The 16,480-nt window shown below is 70.7% G+C and carries 11 protein-coding genes; 2 read left to right on the top strand and 9 right to left on the bottom strand.

All coding sequences use genetic code 11. The features are described from left to right. The first annotated feature begins 132 nt into the window (after positions 1-132). A complete protein-coding gene (locus PFX91_RS01335; RefSeq protein WP_285728783.1) occupies positions 133-1,116 on the top strand; it encodes an alpha/beta fold hydrolase in 984 nt (327 codons plus the stop codon). 6 nt (positions 1,117-1,122) lie between these two features. On the opposite strand, the gene PFX91_RS01330 is transcribed toward PFX91_RS01335, so the two are convergent. The 5 genes from PFX91_RS01330 to PFX91_RS01310 all read right to left on the bottom strand — a co-directional run bounded on the left by PFX91_RS01330 (position 1,123) and on the right by PFX91_RS01310 (position 9,528). Beyond that, positions 1,123-2,022, bottom strand: coding sequence for an NAD-dependent protein deacetylase (locus tag PFX91_RS01330; RefSeq protein WP_502888225.1), 900 nt, complete (start codon positions 2,020-2,022; stop codon positions 1,123-1,125). Between the two features lie 70 nt (positions 2,023-2,092). Further along, positions 2,093-5,473, bottom strand: a complete 3,381-nt coding sequence (locus PFX91_RS01325) for a pyruvate carboxylase (protein ID WP_285728780.1) — start codon at positions 5,471-5,473, stop codon at positions 2,093-2,095. Between the two features lie 436 nt (positions 5,474-5,909). Continuing rightward, positions 5,910-7,487 (bottom strand): glycoside hydrolase family 10-like protein, encoded by a 1,578-nt coding sequence (locus tag PFX91_RS01320; protein ID WP_285728778.1) that lies wholly within the window; start codon positions 7,485-7,487, stop codon positions 5,910-5,912. 307 nt (positions 7,488-7,794) lie between these two features. After that, a complete protein-coding gene (locus PFX91_RS01315) occupies positions 7,795-8,805 on the bottom strand; it encodes an SDR family oxidoreductase (RefSeq protein ID WP_285728777.1) in 1,011 nt (336 codons plus the stop codon). Between the two features lie 111 nt (positions 8,806-8,916). Next, the gene (locus PFX91_RS01310; RefSeq protein WP_285728776.1) at positions 8,917-9,528 is read right to left on the bottom strand and encodes a TetR/AcrR family transcriptional regulator; all 612 of its coding nucleotides are present in this window, start codon (positions 9,526-9,528) and stop codon (positions 8,917-8,919) included. 229 nt (positions 9,529-9,757) lie between these two features. On the opposite strand from PFX91_RS01310, the gene PFX91_RS01305 reads away from it, so the two are divergent. Further along, positions 9,758-10,519: an SDR family NAD(P)-dependent oxidoreductase gene (locus PFX91_RS01305; protein ID WP_502888234.1), complete on the top strand. Its 762-nt coding sequence runs from the start codon at positions 9,758-9,760 to the stop codon at positions 10,517-10,519. Positions 10,520-10,676: 157 nt separating this feature from the next. On the opposite strand, the gene PFX91_RS01300 is transcribed toward PFX91_RS01305, so the two are convergent. From PFX91_RS01300 to PFX91_RS01285, 4 genes are read right to left on the bottom strand one after another with little or no spacing between them, the layout of a single operon-like run. Further along, positions 10,677-12,569, bottom strand: coding sequence for an IucA/IucC family protein (locus PFX91_RS01300; protein ID WP_502888224.1), 1,893 nt, complete (start codon positions 12,567-12,569; stop codon positions 10,677-10,679). Then, entirely contained in the window at positions 12,566-13,177 is a 612-nt protein-coding gene (locus PFX91_RS01295) for a GNAT family N-acetyltransferase (RefSeq protein WP_285728770.1), read from the bottom strand. The genes PFX91_RS01300 and PFX91_RS01295 overlap by 4 nt, the downstream gene beginning before the upstream one ends. Beyond that, the gene (locus PFX91_RS01290; RefSeq protein WP_285728768.1) at positions 13,174-14,649 is read right to left on the bottom strand and encodes a lysine N(6)-hydroxylase/L-ornithine N(5)-oxygenase family protein; all 1,476 of its coding nucleotides are present in this window, start codon (positions 14,647-14,649) and stop codon (positions 13,174-13,176) included. The genes PFX91_RS01295 and PFX91_RS01290 overlap by 4 nt, the downstream gene beginning before the upstream one ends. Beyond that, on the bottom strand, positions 14,646-16,298 hold the full coding sequence (locus PFX91_RS01285) for a pyridoxal phosphate-dependent decarboxylase family protein (protein ID WP_285728766.1): 1,653 nt from the start codon (positions 16,296-16,298) through the stop codon (positions 14,646-14,648). The genes PFX91_RS01290 and PFX91_RS01285 overlap by 4 nt, the downstream gene beginning before the upstream one ends. Positions 16,299-16,480 lie beyond the last annotated feature (182 nt).

The following is a 16,480-nucleotide window of genomic DNA, read 5'->3' as shown; positions in this document are numbered from 1 at the left end:
GACGGAGCCCTGACCTGGACGGGCGTGTCGGCCCTTCCGGCGGAGCCGACCCGCACGGCCCCGGGAGCCCGCCCCCGACGCCCCTCGGCGATAACGTGGTCCGACCCACCCCGGTCGAGGAGCGAGGACACGATGGACGTGGAACACAGGGACGTCGAGGTCAACGGGATCCGACTGCACGTCGCCGAGCAGGGGAGCGGACCGCTCGTGCTCCTCCTGCACGGATTCCCCGAGAGCTGGTACTCCTGGCGCCACCAGTTCGCACCGTTGGCCGAGGCGGGATACCGGGTGGTCGCCCCCGACCAGCGCGGCTACGCCCGCAGCGACCGGCCCGAGGAGGTGGAGGCCTACACGCTCGCGCACCTGGTCGGCGACGTGGTCGGTCTGATCCTGGCGTTGGGGGAGGAGAACGCGGTCCTGGTCGGCCACGACTGGGGCGCCCCGGTGGCCTGGAGCACCGCGCTGATGCGCCCGGACCTGGTCCGCGGCGTGGCGGGCCTGAGCGTCCCGCCGTTCCCGCCCGCCATGATGCCCCCGCCCTCCGTGACCCGGAGGATCTACGGCGAGGGCTTCTACCAGGTCTACTTCCAGGAGCCCGGCCTGGCCGACGCCGAACTGGCCGCCGACCCCGTCTCGTTCCTGCGCCGGATCCTGGTCGGCGCCTCGGGCGACGGCCGGCAGGAGGACGAGCCCCGCCTGTGGATCGTCCCCGAGGGCGGCACCCTGCTCGACCCCCTTCCCGAACCACGGGAGCTGCCCGACTGGCTCACCGAGGAGGACGTGGCCGCCTTCGCGCGCGACCACGCCCTGCACGGGGACAAGGCCTACACCGGGCCGATCGACTGGTACCGCAACATCGAACGCAACCAGGGGCTCATGGCGCCCTTCCAGGGACGCGGCATCGACGTCCCGGCGATGTACGTGACCGGGGACAGGGACATGGTCCAGGCCATGCGCGGAGTTCCCGAACTGGTCGAGGCCCTGCCCGAGATCGCGCCGAAGCTGTACTCCAGCACGGTCCTGCCCGGCTGCGGCCATTGGACCCAACAGGAACGCCCCGAGGAGGTCAATGCCGCGCTGGTGGACTTCCTCACCCACCTGGAGACGAACGGCTGAGCGGAGCTACCTCACCGCGCGAGGGTCGTGGGTGTAGGTCGAGACCAGGGCCGTCAGCACCTGGGAGCAGCCCGCGTCGACGGTGAGGGCGGCGACGTCGTCGGCCCGGGTCCGTCCCCGGTTGAGCACCACCACCGGCTTTCCCTGCTCCACCGCGCGCTTGACGTAGCGCCGCCCCGAGAAGACGGTCAGGGAGGAGCCGATCACCAACAGCGACTCCGCCTCGTCCACCATGGCGTAGCCCTCCATCACCCGCGCCTTGGGCACGTTCTCCCCGAAGTAGACGATGTCGGGTTTGAGCATGCCGCCGCACGAGTCGCAGTCGGCCACCCGGAACCCCTCGGTGGAGGCCAGGACCGCGTCCGCGTCGGGGGCGATCTCCACGTCGGGCACCGTGTCGACGAAGTCGGGGTTGAGCGCGCTCAGACGCTCGGCCAGGCTCGCCCGGGGGACCACGGACGAACAGGACAGACAGATCACACGGTCGTAGCGGCCGTGCAGGTCGATCACCCGTCTGCTGCCCGCCACCTCGTGCAGGGTGTCCACGTTCTGGGTGATGATCCCCGCCAGGGGACCACGGTCCTCAAGGGCCGCCAGCGCGCGGTGGCCGTCGTTGGGCCGGGTCCTGTGCACGTGGCGCCACCCCACGTGGTTGCGGGCCCAGTAGTGGCGACGAAAGGCCGCGTCGCCCACGAACTGCTGGTAGGTCATCGGTGTGCGCGGCGGCGAGTCGGGCCCACGGTAGTCGGGGATGCCCGAGTCGGTGGACACCCCCGCCCCGGTCAGCGCGACCACGGGGCCCTCACCGAGGGCCTCGCGGATCCGAGCGGCCAGGGCCGCGCAGTCGTCGGCGTCGAACGAGTTCCTCACCCTTCGAGGGTATGCGCCGCCCCGAGTCGGGTGCATCCGAGCCCCGACCGTACGCGCAGGTGGGGCGGGCCCCGGTGAGGGGCCCGCCCCGAGAGGAGAGGGTCGGTCAGCCGAGGCAGACCAGCAGGTCGCCGCCCTCCACCTTCTGGACCGGGTCGATCGCCACCCGGGTGACACGCCCGGACACGGGCGCGGTGATGGCGGCCTCCATCTTCATCGCCTCGATGGTGGCCACCGTCTCCCCGGCCTCCACCTCGTCGCCCTGGGAGACCGTGAGGGTGACCGCGCCGGCGAAGGGGGCCGCGACCTGTCCCGGGTCGTCACGGTCGGCCTTCTCCGCCGCCTTCACCTGGGAGGCCAGAGCGTGGTCGCGGATCTGGAGCGGACGCAGCTGGTCGTTGAGCGTGGCCATCACGGTGCGGATCCCGCGCTCGTCGGCCTCGCCCACGGCCTCCAGCTGGATGAGCAGCCGCACGCCCGGGGACAGGTCCACCGAGTACTCCTCGCCGGCGCGCAGACCGTAGAAGAAGTCGGCGCTGGAGAGCACACTGGTGTCGCCGTAGGCGGCCCGGTGCTCCTCGAACTCCTTCGTCGGACCGGGGAAGAGCAGCCGGTTGAGGGTGGTCCGCCTGTCCTTGGCCAGCCCTTCGCGGTCCTGTTCGCTCAGCTCCTGGGTGGCCCGGGCCTCGGGACGGCCCTCCAGGGCCCGGGTGCGGAACGGCTCCGGCCACCCGCCCGGAGGCACGCCCAGCTCGCCGCGCAAGAAGCCCACCACCGAGTCCGGGACGTCGAAGCGTCCGGGGTCGGCCTCGAAGTCGGCCGGGGACACCCCCGCGCCCACCAGGTGCAGCGCCAGGTCGCCCACCACCTTGGAGGAGGGGGTGACCTTCACCAGACGGCCGAGCATCCGGTCGGCGGCGGCGTACATCGCCTCCACCTCCTCGAAGTGGTCGCCCAGCCCCAACGCGACCGCCTGCGTGCGCAGGTTGGACAGCTGACCGCCCGGGATCTCGTGGTGGTACACCCGCCCGGTGGGGGCGGACAGCCCCGCCTCGAAGGGCGCGTAGACCCGGCGGACCGACTCCCAGTACGGCTCCAGCTCGTTGACCGCGTCCAGGCTGAGCCCGGTGGAGCGCTCGGAGTGGTCGAAGGCGGCGACGATCGCCGACAGCGAAGGCTGGGAGGTGGTGCCCGCCATCGACGCGACCGCGCCGTCCACCGCGTCCGCTCCGGCCTCGGCCGCCGCCAGGTAGGTGGCCAGCTGCCCGCCCGTGGTGTCGTGGGTGTGGACGTGCACGGGCAGGTCGAACTCGCGACGCAGCGCCGAGATCAGCGTGGCCGCGGCCGGAGCGCGCAGCAGCCCGGCCATGTCCTTGACGGCGAGCACGTGTGCGCCCGCCTCGACGATCTTCTCGGCCAGCCTCAGGTAGTAGTCGAGGGTGTAGAGCTTCTCGCCGGGGTCGGACAGGTCCGCGGTGTAGCACAGCGCCACCTCGGCCACCGAGGTACCCGTCTCGCGCACCGCCTCGATCGCCGGACGCATCTGCTCGACGTCGTTGAGCGCGTCGAAGATCCGGAAGACGTCCACGCCCGTGGCCGCGGCCTCCTGCACGAACGCGTGGGTGACCTCGGTGGGATAGGGGGTGTAACCCACCGTGTTACGGCCCCGCAGGAGCATCTGTAGGCAGATGTTGGGCACGGCCTCGCGTAGCGCGGCCAGGCGCTCCCAGGGGTCCTCGGCCAGGAAGCGCAGGGCCACGTCGTAGGTGGCCCCGCCCCAGCATTCCAGGGACAGCAGCTCGGGCAGGGTGTGCGCGACCGTGGGGGCCACCGCCAACAGGTCCTTGGTACGCACCCGGGTGGCCAACAGGGACTGGTGGGCGTCACGGAAGGTCGTGTCGGTCACGCCGAGGTTCGGCGACTCACGCAGCCACCTGGCGAAACCCTCCGGGCCCAGTTCGGCGAGTCGCTGGCGGGACCCCGGCGGCGGTGGCGTCCCGGCCTCGGGCAGCGCCGGCAGCTTCGTGGCCGGGTCCACCAACGGGGGCCGCTCCCCGTGCGGCTTGTTCACCGTCACGTCGGCCAGGTAGGTCAGCATGCGGGTGCCACGGTCGGCGGAGGGACGCGCGGTCAGAAGGTGGGGGCGCTCCTCGATGAAGGAGGTGGTGACGCGTCCCGCCTGGAAGTCGGGGTCGTCCAGCACCGCCTGGAGGAAGGGGATGTTCGTGGCGACGCTGCGGATGCGGAACTCGGTCACGGCCCGGCGCGCGCGGTTGACCGCCGTGGCCAGGTCCCGGCCCCGGCAGGTCAGCTTCACCAGCAGGGAGTCGAAGTGCGGGCTGATCTCGGTGCCCGCGGCCGACGTACCGCCGTCCAGACGGATGCCCGAACCACCGGGGGAGCGGTAGGCGCTGATGATCCCGGTGTCGGGCCGGAAGTCGTTGGCGGGGTCCTCGGTGGTGATGCGGCATTGCAGCGCGGCACCGCGAACGTAGATGTCCTCCTGGGCGATGCCGAGGTCGGACAGGGTCTCACCGGCGGCGATGCGCAGCTGCGACTGCACCAGGTCCACGTCGGTGATCTCCTCGGTCACCGTGTGCTCGACCTGGATGCGCGGGTTCATCTCGATGAAGACGTGGCTGCCGTCCGCACCGACCAGGAACTCGACCGTGCCCGCGTTGCGGTAGCCGATCCTGCGGGCGAAGCGCACCGCGTCGTCGCAGATACGGTCGCGCAGGGCCGGGTCCAGGTTGGGGGCGGGGGCCAGTTCGATGACCTTCTGGTGACGCCTTTGCAGCGAGCAGTCGCGCTCGTAGAGGTGGACGACGCCGCCTTGGCCGTCGGCGAGGATCTGCACCTCGATGTGGCGGGGGTCGACCACGGCCCGCTCCAGGAACACGGTGGCGTCGCCGAAGGCGGAGGAGGCTTCGCGCATGGCGGCCTCGACCGCGTCGCGCAGTTGCTCCGGTCCGGCGACACGACGCATGCCGCGACCACCGCCACCGGCGACGGCCTTGACGAACAGCGGGAAGCCGATCCCCTCGGCGGCGGCCAGCAGGGTCTCGACGTCGTCGGAGGGCTCGCTGGACTCCAGGACGGGAACGCCGGCCTCTCGAGCGGCGGCCACGGCGCTGGCCTTGTTGCCGGTCAGGTCCAGCACCTCGGCGGGCGGGCCGACGAAGGTGATCCCGGCGCGCTCGCACGCGCGGGCCAGCTCGGGGTTCTCCGCGAGGAAGCCGTAACCGGGGTAGACGGCGTCGGCTCCGGCCTTCTGGGCGGCACGGATGATCTCGTCCACCGAGAGGTAGGCGCGTACCGGGTGACCCGGTTCGCCGATCTGGTAGGCCTCGTCGGCCTTGAGCCGGTGCAGGGAGTTGCGGTCCTCATGCGGGAAGACCGCGACGGTACGGGCGCCCAGTTCGTACCCGGCACGTAGCGCGCGGATGGCGATCTCGCCCCGGTTGGCCACGAGCACTTTGCGGAACATGGCGGTGCCTCCTGATCGGTCATGTCTCATGCCGAGGGTCGGCGCCGTTGCCGGGCCCCACGGACGTGGGTAACACGGGCACGATAACCAGAAGACGGTTCGGGAGGACAATCCGGGGTCGGCCTTTCCACAGGTGGGAGCCGGGGATATGACACACCGCACAGAAGGAGCGGCTCAGCGGCTCTCGGAGGAGGTGTCCGAGGACAGCGCGACCGCGTCGAGAAGACGTGCTCCCCGCGCACGCGGGGATGGTCCCCAGAAGCCCGCCCGCGACCGAACCGCCTGCGGATGAACGGTGGCCGTGTTCTGGTGGTCACTTTCGAAGCCGAGAATGACCACAGGAACACGGTCGCGGCGAATGGTGGGGCCCGCCGTCCCTCACAGGAGCGGCGGGCCCCGATCTGGCGGGCGCGTGCCCTCGACGAACCCGGTCGGATCAGCCCTTCGGGGTCACGACCTCCTCGGCCGGGCCCTCCACGCGGTAGTCGTCCAGCGCGGTGACCACGTAGGAGGCGTCCTCGTCGGTCTTCTCCTTCACCGAGGTCTCACCGGTCATGGCCACGAGGTTGTCCTCCGAGAGCACGTCGCAGTACTGCTCCAGGTCGCCCGTCGCCACCTTGGCGGCGTCCTCGGAGTCGAGCTTGTAGACGGCGTAGGAGCGTGCGCCCTCGACCGGCTGCCACTCCAGCTTCGTACGATCGTCGTCGGTGGTGGCGTCGAGGCCCTCCACCGCCCCCACCGTCGGCTCGCCGTCGCGGGACTCGTCGGCCAGCGGCGGCAGTACGGGGTCGCCGTAGTGGTCGTCCCGCACGCGCTCGTAGGCCTTCTCCCCGACGTTCTTCAGGGACTTGAAGGAGAAGTAGACGTCACCGTCCACCTCGGAGTAGTCGGAGGAGTAGTCCAGCTGCTTGCTGAGGGTCTTGTCGTTCCAGCCCTTGTCCTCGGCCCGGTAGGCGGCCTGTCCGATGTACAGGTCCACGTCGGTGTCCTTGACCTCCTCGGACCACCAGGGCACGAGCTTCTCGTAGTCGGCGTCGTCGAAGCCGCGCTCCCAGTACAGCTGCGGGACGACGTAGTCGATGATCTCCTCGCGAATCCAGGCGCGGGTGTCGGCGTGCTGGGCGGAGTAGGACTCCAGGCCCGAGGTCGGCGAGCCGCTGGAGTCGCTGGTGTCGTTGCGCCAGATGCCGAACGGCGAGATCCCGAAGCGCACCCAGGGCTTGGTCTCCTCGATCCGCTCGTCCACGTCCCTGATGAGCTGGTTGACGTTGTTACGACGCCACTGGTCGCGGTCGTCGAAGCCCTCGCCGTGCTCCTCCCACGACTCGTCGTCGTCGAAGGTGGCGTTCTCGGCGGGGTAGGGGTAGAAGAAGTCGTCGAAGTGGACGCCGTCGATGTCGTAGCGCTCGACCACGTCCATGATCACGTCGGTCACCCAGTTGCGCACGTCCGGGTTGCCCGGGTCGAAGTAGCCCTCCCGGCCGTGGGTCACCAGCCAGTCGGGGTTCTCCTTGGCCGGGTGGTCGTCGGCGAGCTCCTCGATGTCGGAGTTCATGCCGACCCGGTAGGGGTTGAACCAGGCGTGCAACTCAAGGCCCCTCTTGTGGGCCTCCTCCACCGCGTACTCCAGCGGGTCGTATCCGGGGTCGCCGCCCTGCTCACCGGTCAGGTACTTCGACCACGGCTCCATGTCGGACTCGTACACCGCGTCGGCGGTGGGGCGCACGTGCAGGAAGACGGTGTTCAGGTCGAGGTCGACCGCCTCGTCCAGGCGCTCGTCCATCTCCTTCTTCTGCTCCTCCGCGCTCAGTCCGGGCTTGGAGGGCCAGTCGATGTTGCCGACGGTGGTCAGCCACGCGCCGCGCATCTGCCGCTTGTCATGCGTCGCCTCGCATCCGGCGAAGGACCGGGGCCCGGCCCCGGGAGCCGCGGAGGGAGAACCGGAGTCGGATCCGGCTGCGCCGACAAGGGCGTACGTGGAGAGCATCAGCCCCGAGGCGGCAGCGACAGCCATCCACCGGGAGCGCCAGCGCGGTGAGAGGCCGGCTCGTCGTCCAAGGGTCAAGGGAGAACTCCTCTGAGCTGCGCGGACGTCCGGTTGACGTCGCATCGCGCCTCAGACTAAACGAAAAAGTAACGTTTTGGACAACGAGTTGCTTATTGGTGGTTTGAATCTCATTCGACCGGGAAAAGCAACCTACCGCCCTTCACGGGCCATGCCGGGAACGCAGCCGTTGCACGGGGCGGGTTCCGGTTCGGTCAAGAAAGGGCGAAGGCCCGGCCATGGCCGGGCCCGGGTTCCTCGGAGTCGGGTGGAGCGGTCAGCGGGTCAGCGCCGCGCGCAGGGGCCCCGGGCGCCGCCCTCGTTCCCGTCGCGTGCTCCTGCGGGCGAACGCCACGGCGGCTCCGCCGAGCACACCCGCGGTGACCAGTCGGCGGACGGCGGTGCGTCGTCCGCCGTGCCAGCCTCCGTGGACGCTGCCGCCGCCGGGCCGGTACAGGTTGCCGCTGCCGTGCTCGGCGGACTCGGTGTGGGACAGGTGGGAGCGTTCGACCTGGTCACGCATGAGGCGCTCGGCCTTCTCCGGCGCGCTGCGCGCCAGGGAGACCAGTCCCCGGACCGGTCCCGCCACGACCTCATCGCGGGGTCTGCGTACCACGCCCACGATGGTGCGGGCCACGCTCTCGGGGGTGTAGACCGGGGGCATCGCCAGCACCTTGCGTCCGGTGTAGTTGGCCGCGTGCTGGAAGATCGGGGTGTCCACCGCCCCGGGCAGCACGGTGCACACGTGGATCTGGTCCGCCCCCTCCAACGCCAGCTCCTGTCGTAGGGAGGAGCCCAGGCCGCGTACGGCGAACTTCGAGGCCCCGTAGGCGTGGGTGTAGGGCTGGGCGACGACGCCCACGAGGGAGGAGACGTCGATGAGCACACCGCGCCCCCGGTCCCGGAAACGGGGCAGGGCCGCACGGGCGCCGTGCACGTAGCCCATGAGGTTGACCTCCACCACGCGGCGGAAGTCCTCCAGCGGTACCTCGGTGAAGGGACCGAACAGCGACACCGCGGCGCAGTTGACCCACACGTCGATGTGGCCGAACCCCTCCACCGTGCGTCGGGCGAGATCCTCGACGGCCTCGGGGTCGGTCACGTCGGTGAGCACGGCCACCGCCCGTCCACCACGGGAGCGGCATTCCTCGGCGGCCTCCTCCAGCGCCCGCTCGCTCCGGGCGGCCAGTACCACCGAGGCGCCTCGGCGCGCCAGAGCCAGGGCGGTGGCCCGCCCGATTCCGCTGGAGGCACCCGTCACCACGGCCACGCTGTCCTTGACCTGCATCGACACTTCTCCCTCGCACCGACGCCATGCGTGCTATCGCGGCTACCCGGATTCCCGGCGTGGCACACGTCGGCCACGGCCTCGCGTCCCGGTGGGCCGGCGCCCGGTCCTTCAGTCGCCGCCCTGGGGATCGAACGCGGGCAGACCCCGGGCGGCGACGGTGAGGGCGGTGCGGACCAGGGCCCCGGGGCCCTCCGTCCAGGGGCCCCGCCCCTCCGAGGAGAGACGGACCTGTTCCTCGGCGGCCAGACGCAGCGCCACGTTGAGGGTGGCGGCCTGGAGGCGGACCGTCAGGTCGTCGGGGGAGGCGCCGGTGCGCTCGGCGAGGATCTCGGCGAACACCGACTCGGCCGAGTGGTGGACCTCCAGCCAGACCGCCATGAGGGCGGGTTCGCTTCGGGTCATCCTGATCAGGTCGATCACCGGGCCGTGCACGAGCGGCTCGTCGTGGTCGAAGACGCGCTCGCGTTCCAGGTACTCCAGGAGCGGGGTGTCCGGGGGGCAGGCGCGCAGATATCCGGCCATGGTGCGCAGGCCCTCGGTGAGCAGGGGCCGTACACAGCTCTCCTTGTTGGGGAAGTAGCGCCACAGGGTACGCGTGGAGACGCCGATCTCCTGCGCGATGTCGTCGCCGGTGGTGCCCGCGATCCCCTTCTCGGTGAACAGTCGGACCGCGGCACGCGCGATCTCCAGGCGCACGGCCTCCCTGCGCCGCTCGGTCATGGGCGGACGTCCTCGCCCCGACCGAGGAGCGGTCTTCGCCTGCTCGACCACAGCCATCCTTTCGTGCCGCCCCGGAAACGGCCCCACCCTACTGTCGGCTGGTCCCGGGCTTGTCACAATATTATTTGTCACTGAGCGACAAATAGTCATAGAGTGACGGAACAGCGGCGGTGCGCCCCCTGGTCGTGCTCCCCGGAACGACCCGCACGGCCCGAAAGGAGACACCGTGATCGACCCAGGGCTGCGGGACCGCAACGTCATCGTCACCGGAGCGGGTTCGGGGATCGGCAGGGCGAGCGCGCTGCGCTTCGCCGCGGAGGGCGCCAGGGTCCTGGTCGCCGACCTCGACGCCGACACCGCCACGAGCACCGCCGAGCGGATCCGCGCGGACGGTGGGACGGCCGAGACCGTCATCGGCGACCTCGGTGACCGGCGCGTGGTCGAGGAGGTCGTCGCGACGGCCCTGGACCGTCTGGGCGGCATCGACGTCCTGGTCAACAACGCCGGGATCATGGACGACCTGTCCGCCACCGCCGACGTCACCGACGCCGTCTGGGAACGCCTCATCCGCGTCAACCTGACCGCGCCCTTCCTCCTGACCCGCGCCGTCCTGCCGCACATGGTGCAGCGGGGCGCCGGGTCGATCGTGTTCACCGCGTCGGAGGCCTCGCTGCGGGGCAGCGCCGCCGGCACCGCCTACACCGCCGCCAAACACGGCGTGGTCGGCCTGGTCAAGTCCACCGCGGTCATGTACCGGGACAAGGGCGTGCGGGTCAACGCGGTCGCCCCCGGCGGCACCGCCACCTCCATCAACGTCGACGCCGCACCCGCCCCCGACGGCCCGACCGTCGTCGGCGCGTACGCCGCCAACATCGGCCGGATCGCCAGGGCCGAGGAACTCGCCGCGGCCATCGTCTTCCTGGCCTCGGACGCCGCGAGCAACATCAGCGGCGCCGTCCTGCCGGTCGACAACGGCTGGTCGGCAGTCTGAGCCCTCCGATCGGTTCCAAGCCGACGGATTCCCGCGAATGCGCGAGCACACGCCCGGTGCCGGCTCCCCGACAACGAACAGACCCCGTGCGCCCGGTCCACCGAGCGCACGGGGCCCGACCTTCGCGCGGGCAGGATCCCGGGCCCGCGCGACGGGCCTACCGGGCCCGGTCCCCGGGCCGGAACGGGGCGATCGGGTTGTCCAGCGTGCCGACCAGTTGCAACGCGGACGAGGGGTCCTGGAGATCGACCATCTGGCGGTTGTTCCGCAACTGGAGACGGTTCAGACACGAGAGCGGGAAGCGTTCCACGAACAGGTCGTGACGCGCGAACCGGTCGGCCAGACGAGGCTGCGAGGCCTGGTAGTCGGCGACGCAGGCGGCCACCGTGCCCCAGAAGGCGTTCTCGTCCAGCGTGCCCTCCCCGGCGAGAATGCCGTTCAGGAAGCGCAGGAAGCAGTCGAAGACGTCGGTGAACAGGGACAGTACCTGGACGGCCTCGGGCACCTCGGCGCGGATGCGCTCGACCCCGGCGGGCAGGGGCGTCCGGTCGTCCATCACCGCGACCTCCTCGGCGATGTCCTTGAGCAGGACCCGCTCGGGCACCCCGTCGCGTAGGACGAGGATGACGTTCTCACCGTGCGGCATGAACACCAGGCCGTGGGCGTAGAAGGAGTGCAGGAGGGGGACGAGGTAGGCGTCGAGGTAGCGGCGCAGCCAGTCGGCCGGATCCAGCCCGGACTCGTCGATGAACGCCCCCGCCAGTGAGCGGCCCTCCGCGTCGGTGTGCAACAGGGAGGCCATCGTCGCCAGGCGCTCGCCCGGATTCAGCAGGGGGACCGGGCTCTGGCGCCACAACGCCGCGATCATCTTCCGGTAGGGCGACCCCTGGGGAGCCGCCCGCGCGTAGTGCGCGGCGCGGTAGCCCACCGCCGCCCGCTCGCGCAGGATCCGGGCACCCGTCCCCCTCAGGACCGGGTCGCCCGCGAACAGTTCGGCGACCCAGTCGTTGATGGCGGGGGTCGCCTCCATGTACTCCGCCGACAACCCGCGCAGAAAACCCATGTTCAGTACCGACAGCGCCGTCTTGACGTAGTGGCGCCGTGGCCGCGAGGCGTTGAAGAAGGTGCGGATGGACTGCTGTGCCCGATACTCGTCCGGACCGTACCCCAGGCACACCAGGTCGCGGCGGGCCACGTCGGCGGCGAAGGTCACCGCCAGCCGGTTCCACCACTGCCAGGGGTGGAGCGGGATCAGGTGGTAGTCGTCGGGGTCCAGCCCGAGCCCGGTCAAACGCGCGGAGAAGGACGCCAGGACCTCGGGGCCCAGCTCCTCCCGCAGCAGCCCGTCACGGTCGACGTCCCACGAGCAGGTGAACACCGTGCGCTCCCGGCGGGCGGCGACCCACACCAGTCGTACGGGGTGGGCCGCCTCGGGGGCGTAGGCGTGGTACTCGATCGCGTCGAACCCCAGGCGGCCGTTGTTGGCCACGAAGCACGGGTGGCCCTCGGTCATCCCCGCCTCGATCTCCTGGAAGTCCGCGCGCGCCAACTCGGCGGCGTCGAGCGCGGGGACCGACATGCGGTAGGCACTGCTCGCCAGGGTGCTGCTGATCTCCTCCAGATAGACGGGCAGGACGTCCTCTCCCAGGGGGAGGGACCCACGAAGGTCCAGGACCAGGTCGAGCGCGTCCAACGGCAGGGGGGCGCCGTCGCGCCGCAGGTCACGCCGGACGATGCTGTCGGCGTCGATCCGCCAGTGGTCCAGGGCCATGACGCGTGCGGCGAAACGGTACTCGACGGCACCGTCGTCGCCGCGGACCGAGTACAGGCCGTCGGCACCGCGTTCGGGACGCAGCAGTCTCTCGTGGGAGAACTCGGCCAGGGCCTTGCGCGCCAGCAGTCGGTTGGCCGCCTCCCACGCCTGGGGTGACAGGTGGGCGGTCACCGACGCCGGGTCCTGGAGATCGTGTGCCGGGAACGGGGCGCTTCGGGGGGCCGACGGGTCCGAGGCCCTCGGACCGGGCCCGGTGTCGGACACGTGCGTGGTCATCTGTCCCCTCCCGCCGTGTGCGCCTCCGCGGCGAGGGCGGAGCGGAACTGTTCACGGGTACACGTGCTCAGGTGGGCCCGTTTGTCCTTCAGGTCGACGGTCGCGACGACGCGGAAACCCATCGCGGCGTTGAGCACGTGGACGGCGTGGTTGCGCACGTCCGGCTCGACGACGACGCGTTCGGTGGCGGGATCGGAGAACATCAGCTCCATCACGGTGGTGATGACGGCGCGGGAGAAACCGTGGACGGGGGTGTCGGTGGGGGCCACCAGGAAGTGCATGCCCGCGTCGCCGGGCAGCACCGTGTAGTGCTCGGCGAGTTCGCTGTGGGCGGGTGCGTAGCGTTCCACCAGGAAGCAGGGACGTCCGCGCCACTCCCCGACGTAGGCGTGCTCGTGCTCGGAGGCGGCCATCCGTCGGTAACCGCGGGCGACGTCGTCCACGGTGACGTCGGACATGAGCCAGAAACGGGACTTGGGGTGGACCAGCCAATCGCGCAGGAGAGGTGCGTCGGCCTCCGGGTCGACGGGGCGGACGCGGAACTCGCCGAGCCGGGGGTCGGTACGGGTCAGGACGGGCGCGTGCGCGGGAGGTGCCGTCTCGCTCATCGCTTCGCCGCCTTCGAGGTCTCGTCCACTCCGGTGCCCGCGCCAGGGGGCCGGGGGCCCACCGGGACGCCCGGGGCGGACATGCCCGCCTCGGGGGCGTTCACGGCGGGTACGCCGAACTCCTGGAAGGCGATCGACCGTTCGACGGCGTAGGGTTCCCGCCCCAGCATCGCGCGCAGGATGCAGGAGTTGCGGTAGGCGCCCATGCCCAGGTCCGGGGCGACGAAGCCGTGCGTGTGCAGTTCGGCGTTCTGGACGAACACCGCGCCTAGCGCGAACCCCTCCTGGTCCGCCCCGGCGGAGGTCTCCTCCTCGGCCCGGTCCACGCGGTAGTCGCGGCGCACGGCCAGGCGTCCCGAGTCGTCCCAGCGGAGTCGGTCGGTGATGGGGGCGAGGAAGCGCGGCAGACGGTACCGGTACCCGGTGGCGAGCACCAGACCGTCGGTGGCGAACGTGAAACCGCGGTCCTGATCGGTGTTGCGCAGCTCCAGGACGTACGCGCCGCGTGTGGCGTCGTACCGGGCGCCCGTGACCTCGGTACTGGTCATCATGCGCACGGGCAGCGGTCCGCCGCGGCTCCTGGTGTAGAGGAGGTCGTAGATCGCGTTGATCAGGTCGGCGTCGATCCCCTTGTACAGACCCTTCTGCGAGGACACGAGCCGGTCCCTGGTCCGGGCGGGCAGTCCGTGGAAGTGGTCGGCGTACTCGGGCGAGGTCATCTCCAGCGTGAGCTTGGTGTACTCCAGGGGGAAGAAGCGCGGCGAGCGGGTGATCCAGTTCAGCGCGTACCCGTGCGCGTCCATGCCCTGGAGCAGGTCGTGGAAGATCTCCGCGGCACTCTGGCCGCTGCCGACGACGGTGACACTCCCTTTGCCACGGAGCCCCTCCCTGGCGGACAGGTAGTCGGAGCTGTGCACGGCGTCGCCGGGCAGGTCCCGGCACGGTTCGGGGACGTGGGGCGGTGTACCGGTGCCCAGGACCAGCCGTCGCGCACGATGGACGTGCCGGTCGCCCGTCGTGGTGTCGGTGCAGTGGACCAGGTAGAGGCGCTCCCGTTCGTCGTACTCCACCGTCTCCACCCGACGGCCGAAGCGGACGGAGTCGCCCAGTCTCCGCGCCGCCCAGCGGCAGTAGTCGTCGTACTCGGCGCGCAGGGGGTAGAAGCGCTCACGGATGTAGAAGGGGTAGAGCCGACCGGACTCCTTCAGGTAGTTGAGGAAGGAGAAGGGCGAGGTGGGGTCGGCGAGGGTGACCAGGTCCGACATGAACGGGGTCTGGAGTTCGGCGTCCTCCAACAGCATGCCGCTGTGCCAGTCGAACTCCGGTTTCTCGTCGAGGAAGAGCCCGTCCAGGTCGGGGATGGGCGCCGTCAGGCAGGCCAGGCCCAGATTGAAGGGGCCGACTCCGACGGCGACGAAGTCGTGGACGTGGTCCTTTCCGCCGCTGGCGGCGGGTGCGGTGGGGCCGGTCAACTGTGCCTCCCGGGGGTGGTCGACAGGGCGTCGTCGGCCGACACCGTGTCCGTGGTCGGTTCCGAGGCACCCGCCTCGGGTGCCGCTCCGTGTCGTCTGAGGAAGCGGTCGGTGTGCTCGGCGAGCAGGTCCAGGACCTCGGCGATGTCGTCCCGCGTGGTCCTGGGGTTGAGAAGGGTGAACTTCAGGTACGCCCGACCGTCCACCACCGTGCGCGCCACGACGGCGCGGCCCGAGGCCATCAGCGCCTCCCGCGCGTACCGGTTGGCGGCGTCGAGGAGTTCGGGGGCGGCCCCGGGGAGGACCCGTCGGAAGACCAGGGTGCTGAGCGTGGGTCGGGTGACGACGGTGAAACGGGGGTCGGCGTCGAGCAACGACCAGGCGTCGGCGGCCAGGTCCAGCACGTCGTCGAAGAGGGCGCCCACGCCGTCGGCGCCCATCACGCGCAGTGTCAGCCACAGTTTGAGCGCGTCGAAGCGGCGTGTGGTCTGGAGGCTCTTGTCGACCTGGTTGGGGCACAGGTGGGAGGAGCCGTCGTCGGTGCGGGAGTTGAGGTAGTCGGCGTGGTAGGTGACGTGACGCAGCACGGTGGCGTCGCGGACCACCACGGCGCTGGAGCTGACCGGTTGGAAGAAGGACTTGTGGAAGTCGACGGTCACCGAGTCGGCGCGTTCGATGCCGCTCAGCAGGTGTCGGTGCCGTGAGACCAGCAGACCGCAGCCGTAGGCGGCGTCGACGTGCATCCACACACCGTTACGGGCGCAGATGTCGGCGATCCGGGGCAGCGGGTCGACGCTGCCGAAGTCGGTGGTCCCCGCGGTGGCCACGACCGCGATGGGAAGGGCGCCCTCGGATCGGCACCGCCTGAGCTGTGCGGCCAACGCGTCCGGTCGCATACGCCGGCGATCGTCGCAGGCCACGGTGATGACGGATTCATAGCCCAGCCCGAGCAGCGCGGCCGACTTGGCGACACTGAAGTGACCGGCCTCCGACGTCAGGACGCGCATGCGGGGCAGCAGTTCGGCCAGTCGGACGTTCTCGGCCCCGCCGTCCTCCGCGGCGTGCCGGTGGGCCTGGTCCCGGGCCATGAGCAGGGCTTGAAGGTTGGACTGACTACCGCCGCTGGTGAAGACGCCGTCGGAGCCGTCGCCGAAGCCGATGCGTCCGCACGTCCAGTCGATCAGCCGTTGCTCGATCAGGGTCGCCCCGGCGCTCTGGTCCCAGGTGTCGAGAGAGGAGTTGACGGCGGACAGGAGGGTCTCGCCGAGCAGCGCGGGCAGCACCACGGGGCAGTTCAGGTGGCCCATGTAGCGGGGGTGGTGGAAGTAGACGGCGTCGTCGAGGTAGAGGTGTTCGAGTTCGTCCAGGGCCGTGGCCGGGTCACCGATCGGCCGGTCGAGGTCGACCTTGTCGATTCCGGGGCGTAGATTCTCGGCGGTGGCACCGGTGAAGGGGCCCTTGGCCCGTGCGATCCGCCCCGCGACCCGGGAGGCGGCCTCGGCGGTCAGTTCGCGGTAGCGCTCGGTGCTGTGCCCGTCCAACAGCTGAGCCCGTGGATCGCTCTCCTGGTCGAGCGGGGCCGGCCGTCGCGAGCCGGTGCGGGTGTTCCCGTGCGGCGGGACCGGTACGGCCCGCGCGGGGGGGTTCATGAAAGGGACCTCCTGGAAACAGGCATGCCGACGGCGCCCGAAAGTCGAGTGCGGGCATGGGGGTCTGTTCGAACATCACGGGTAAGGGCGGCCTAACCAAGGGGAGGCTAGCCTAATTTCAGGGGAGCGTACAGTGTGAGGAGAACTACAAAAGAGGCATGTTTCATTGCTCTGTGTGGTGA

It is taken from the genome of Nocardiopsis sp. ATB16-24, assembly GCF_030271535.1.
Lineage (GTDB): Bacteria > Actinomycetota > Actinomycetes > Streptosporangiales > Streptosporangiaceae > Nocardiopsis.
Note: the sequence above shows the minus strand (reverse complement) of the source record. Positions and strands in the feature narration are given on the sequence as shown.

Bases quoted from the DNA above. Each gene is read 5' to 3' on its own strand.
- PFX91_RS01335 (WP_285728783.1), top strand. From the start codon at position 133: ATGGACGTGGAACACAGGGACGTCGAGGTCAACGGGATCCGACTGCAC.
- PFX91_RS01330 (WP_502888225.1), bottom strand. From the start codon at position 2,022: ATGCACCCGACTCGGGGCGGCGCATACCCTCGAAGGGTGAGGAACTCG.
- PFX91_RS01325 (WP_285728780.1), bottom strand. From the start codon at position 5,473: ATGTTCCGCAAAGTGCTCGTGGCCAACCGGGGCGAGATCGCCATCCGC.
- PFX91_RS01320 (WP_285728778.1), bottom strand. From the start codon at position 7,487: ATGGCTGTCGCTGCCGCCTCGGGGCTGATGCTCTCCACGTACGCCCTT.
- PFX91_RS01315 (WP_285728777.1), bottom strand. From the start codon at position 8,805: ATGCAGGTCAAGGACAGCGTGGCCGTGGTGACGGGTGCCTCCAGCGGA.
- PFX91_RS01310 (WP_285728776.1), bottom strand. From the start codon at position 9,528: ATGACCGAGCGGCGCAGGGAGGCCGTGCGCCTGGAGATCGCGCGTGCC.
- PFX91_RS01300 (WP_502888224.1), bottom strand. From the start codon at position 12,569: ATGACCACGCACGTGTCCGACACCGGGCCCGGTCCGAGGGCCTCGGAC.
- PFX91_RS01295 (WP_285728770.1), bottom strand. From the start codon at position 13,177: ATGAGCGAGACGGCACCTCCCGCGCACGCGCCCGTCCTGACCCGTACC.
- PFX91_RS01285 (WP_285728766.1), bottom strand. From the start codon at position 16,298: ATGAACCCCCCCGCGCGGGCCGTACCGGTCCCGCCGCACGGGAACACC.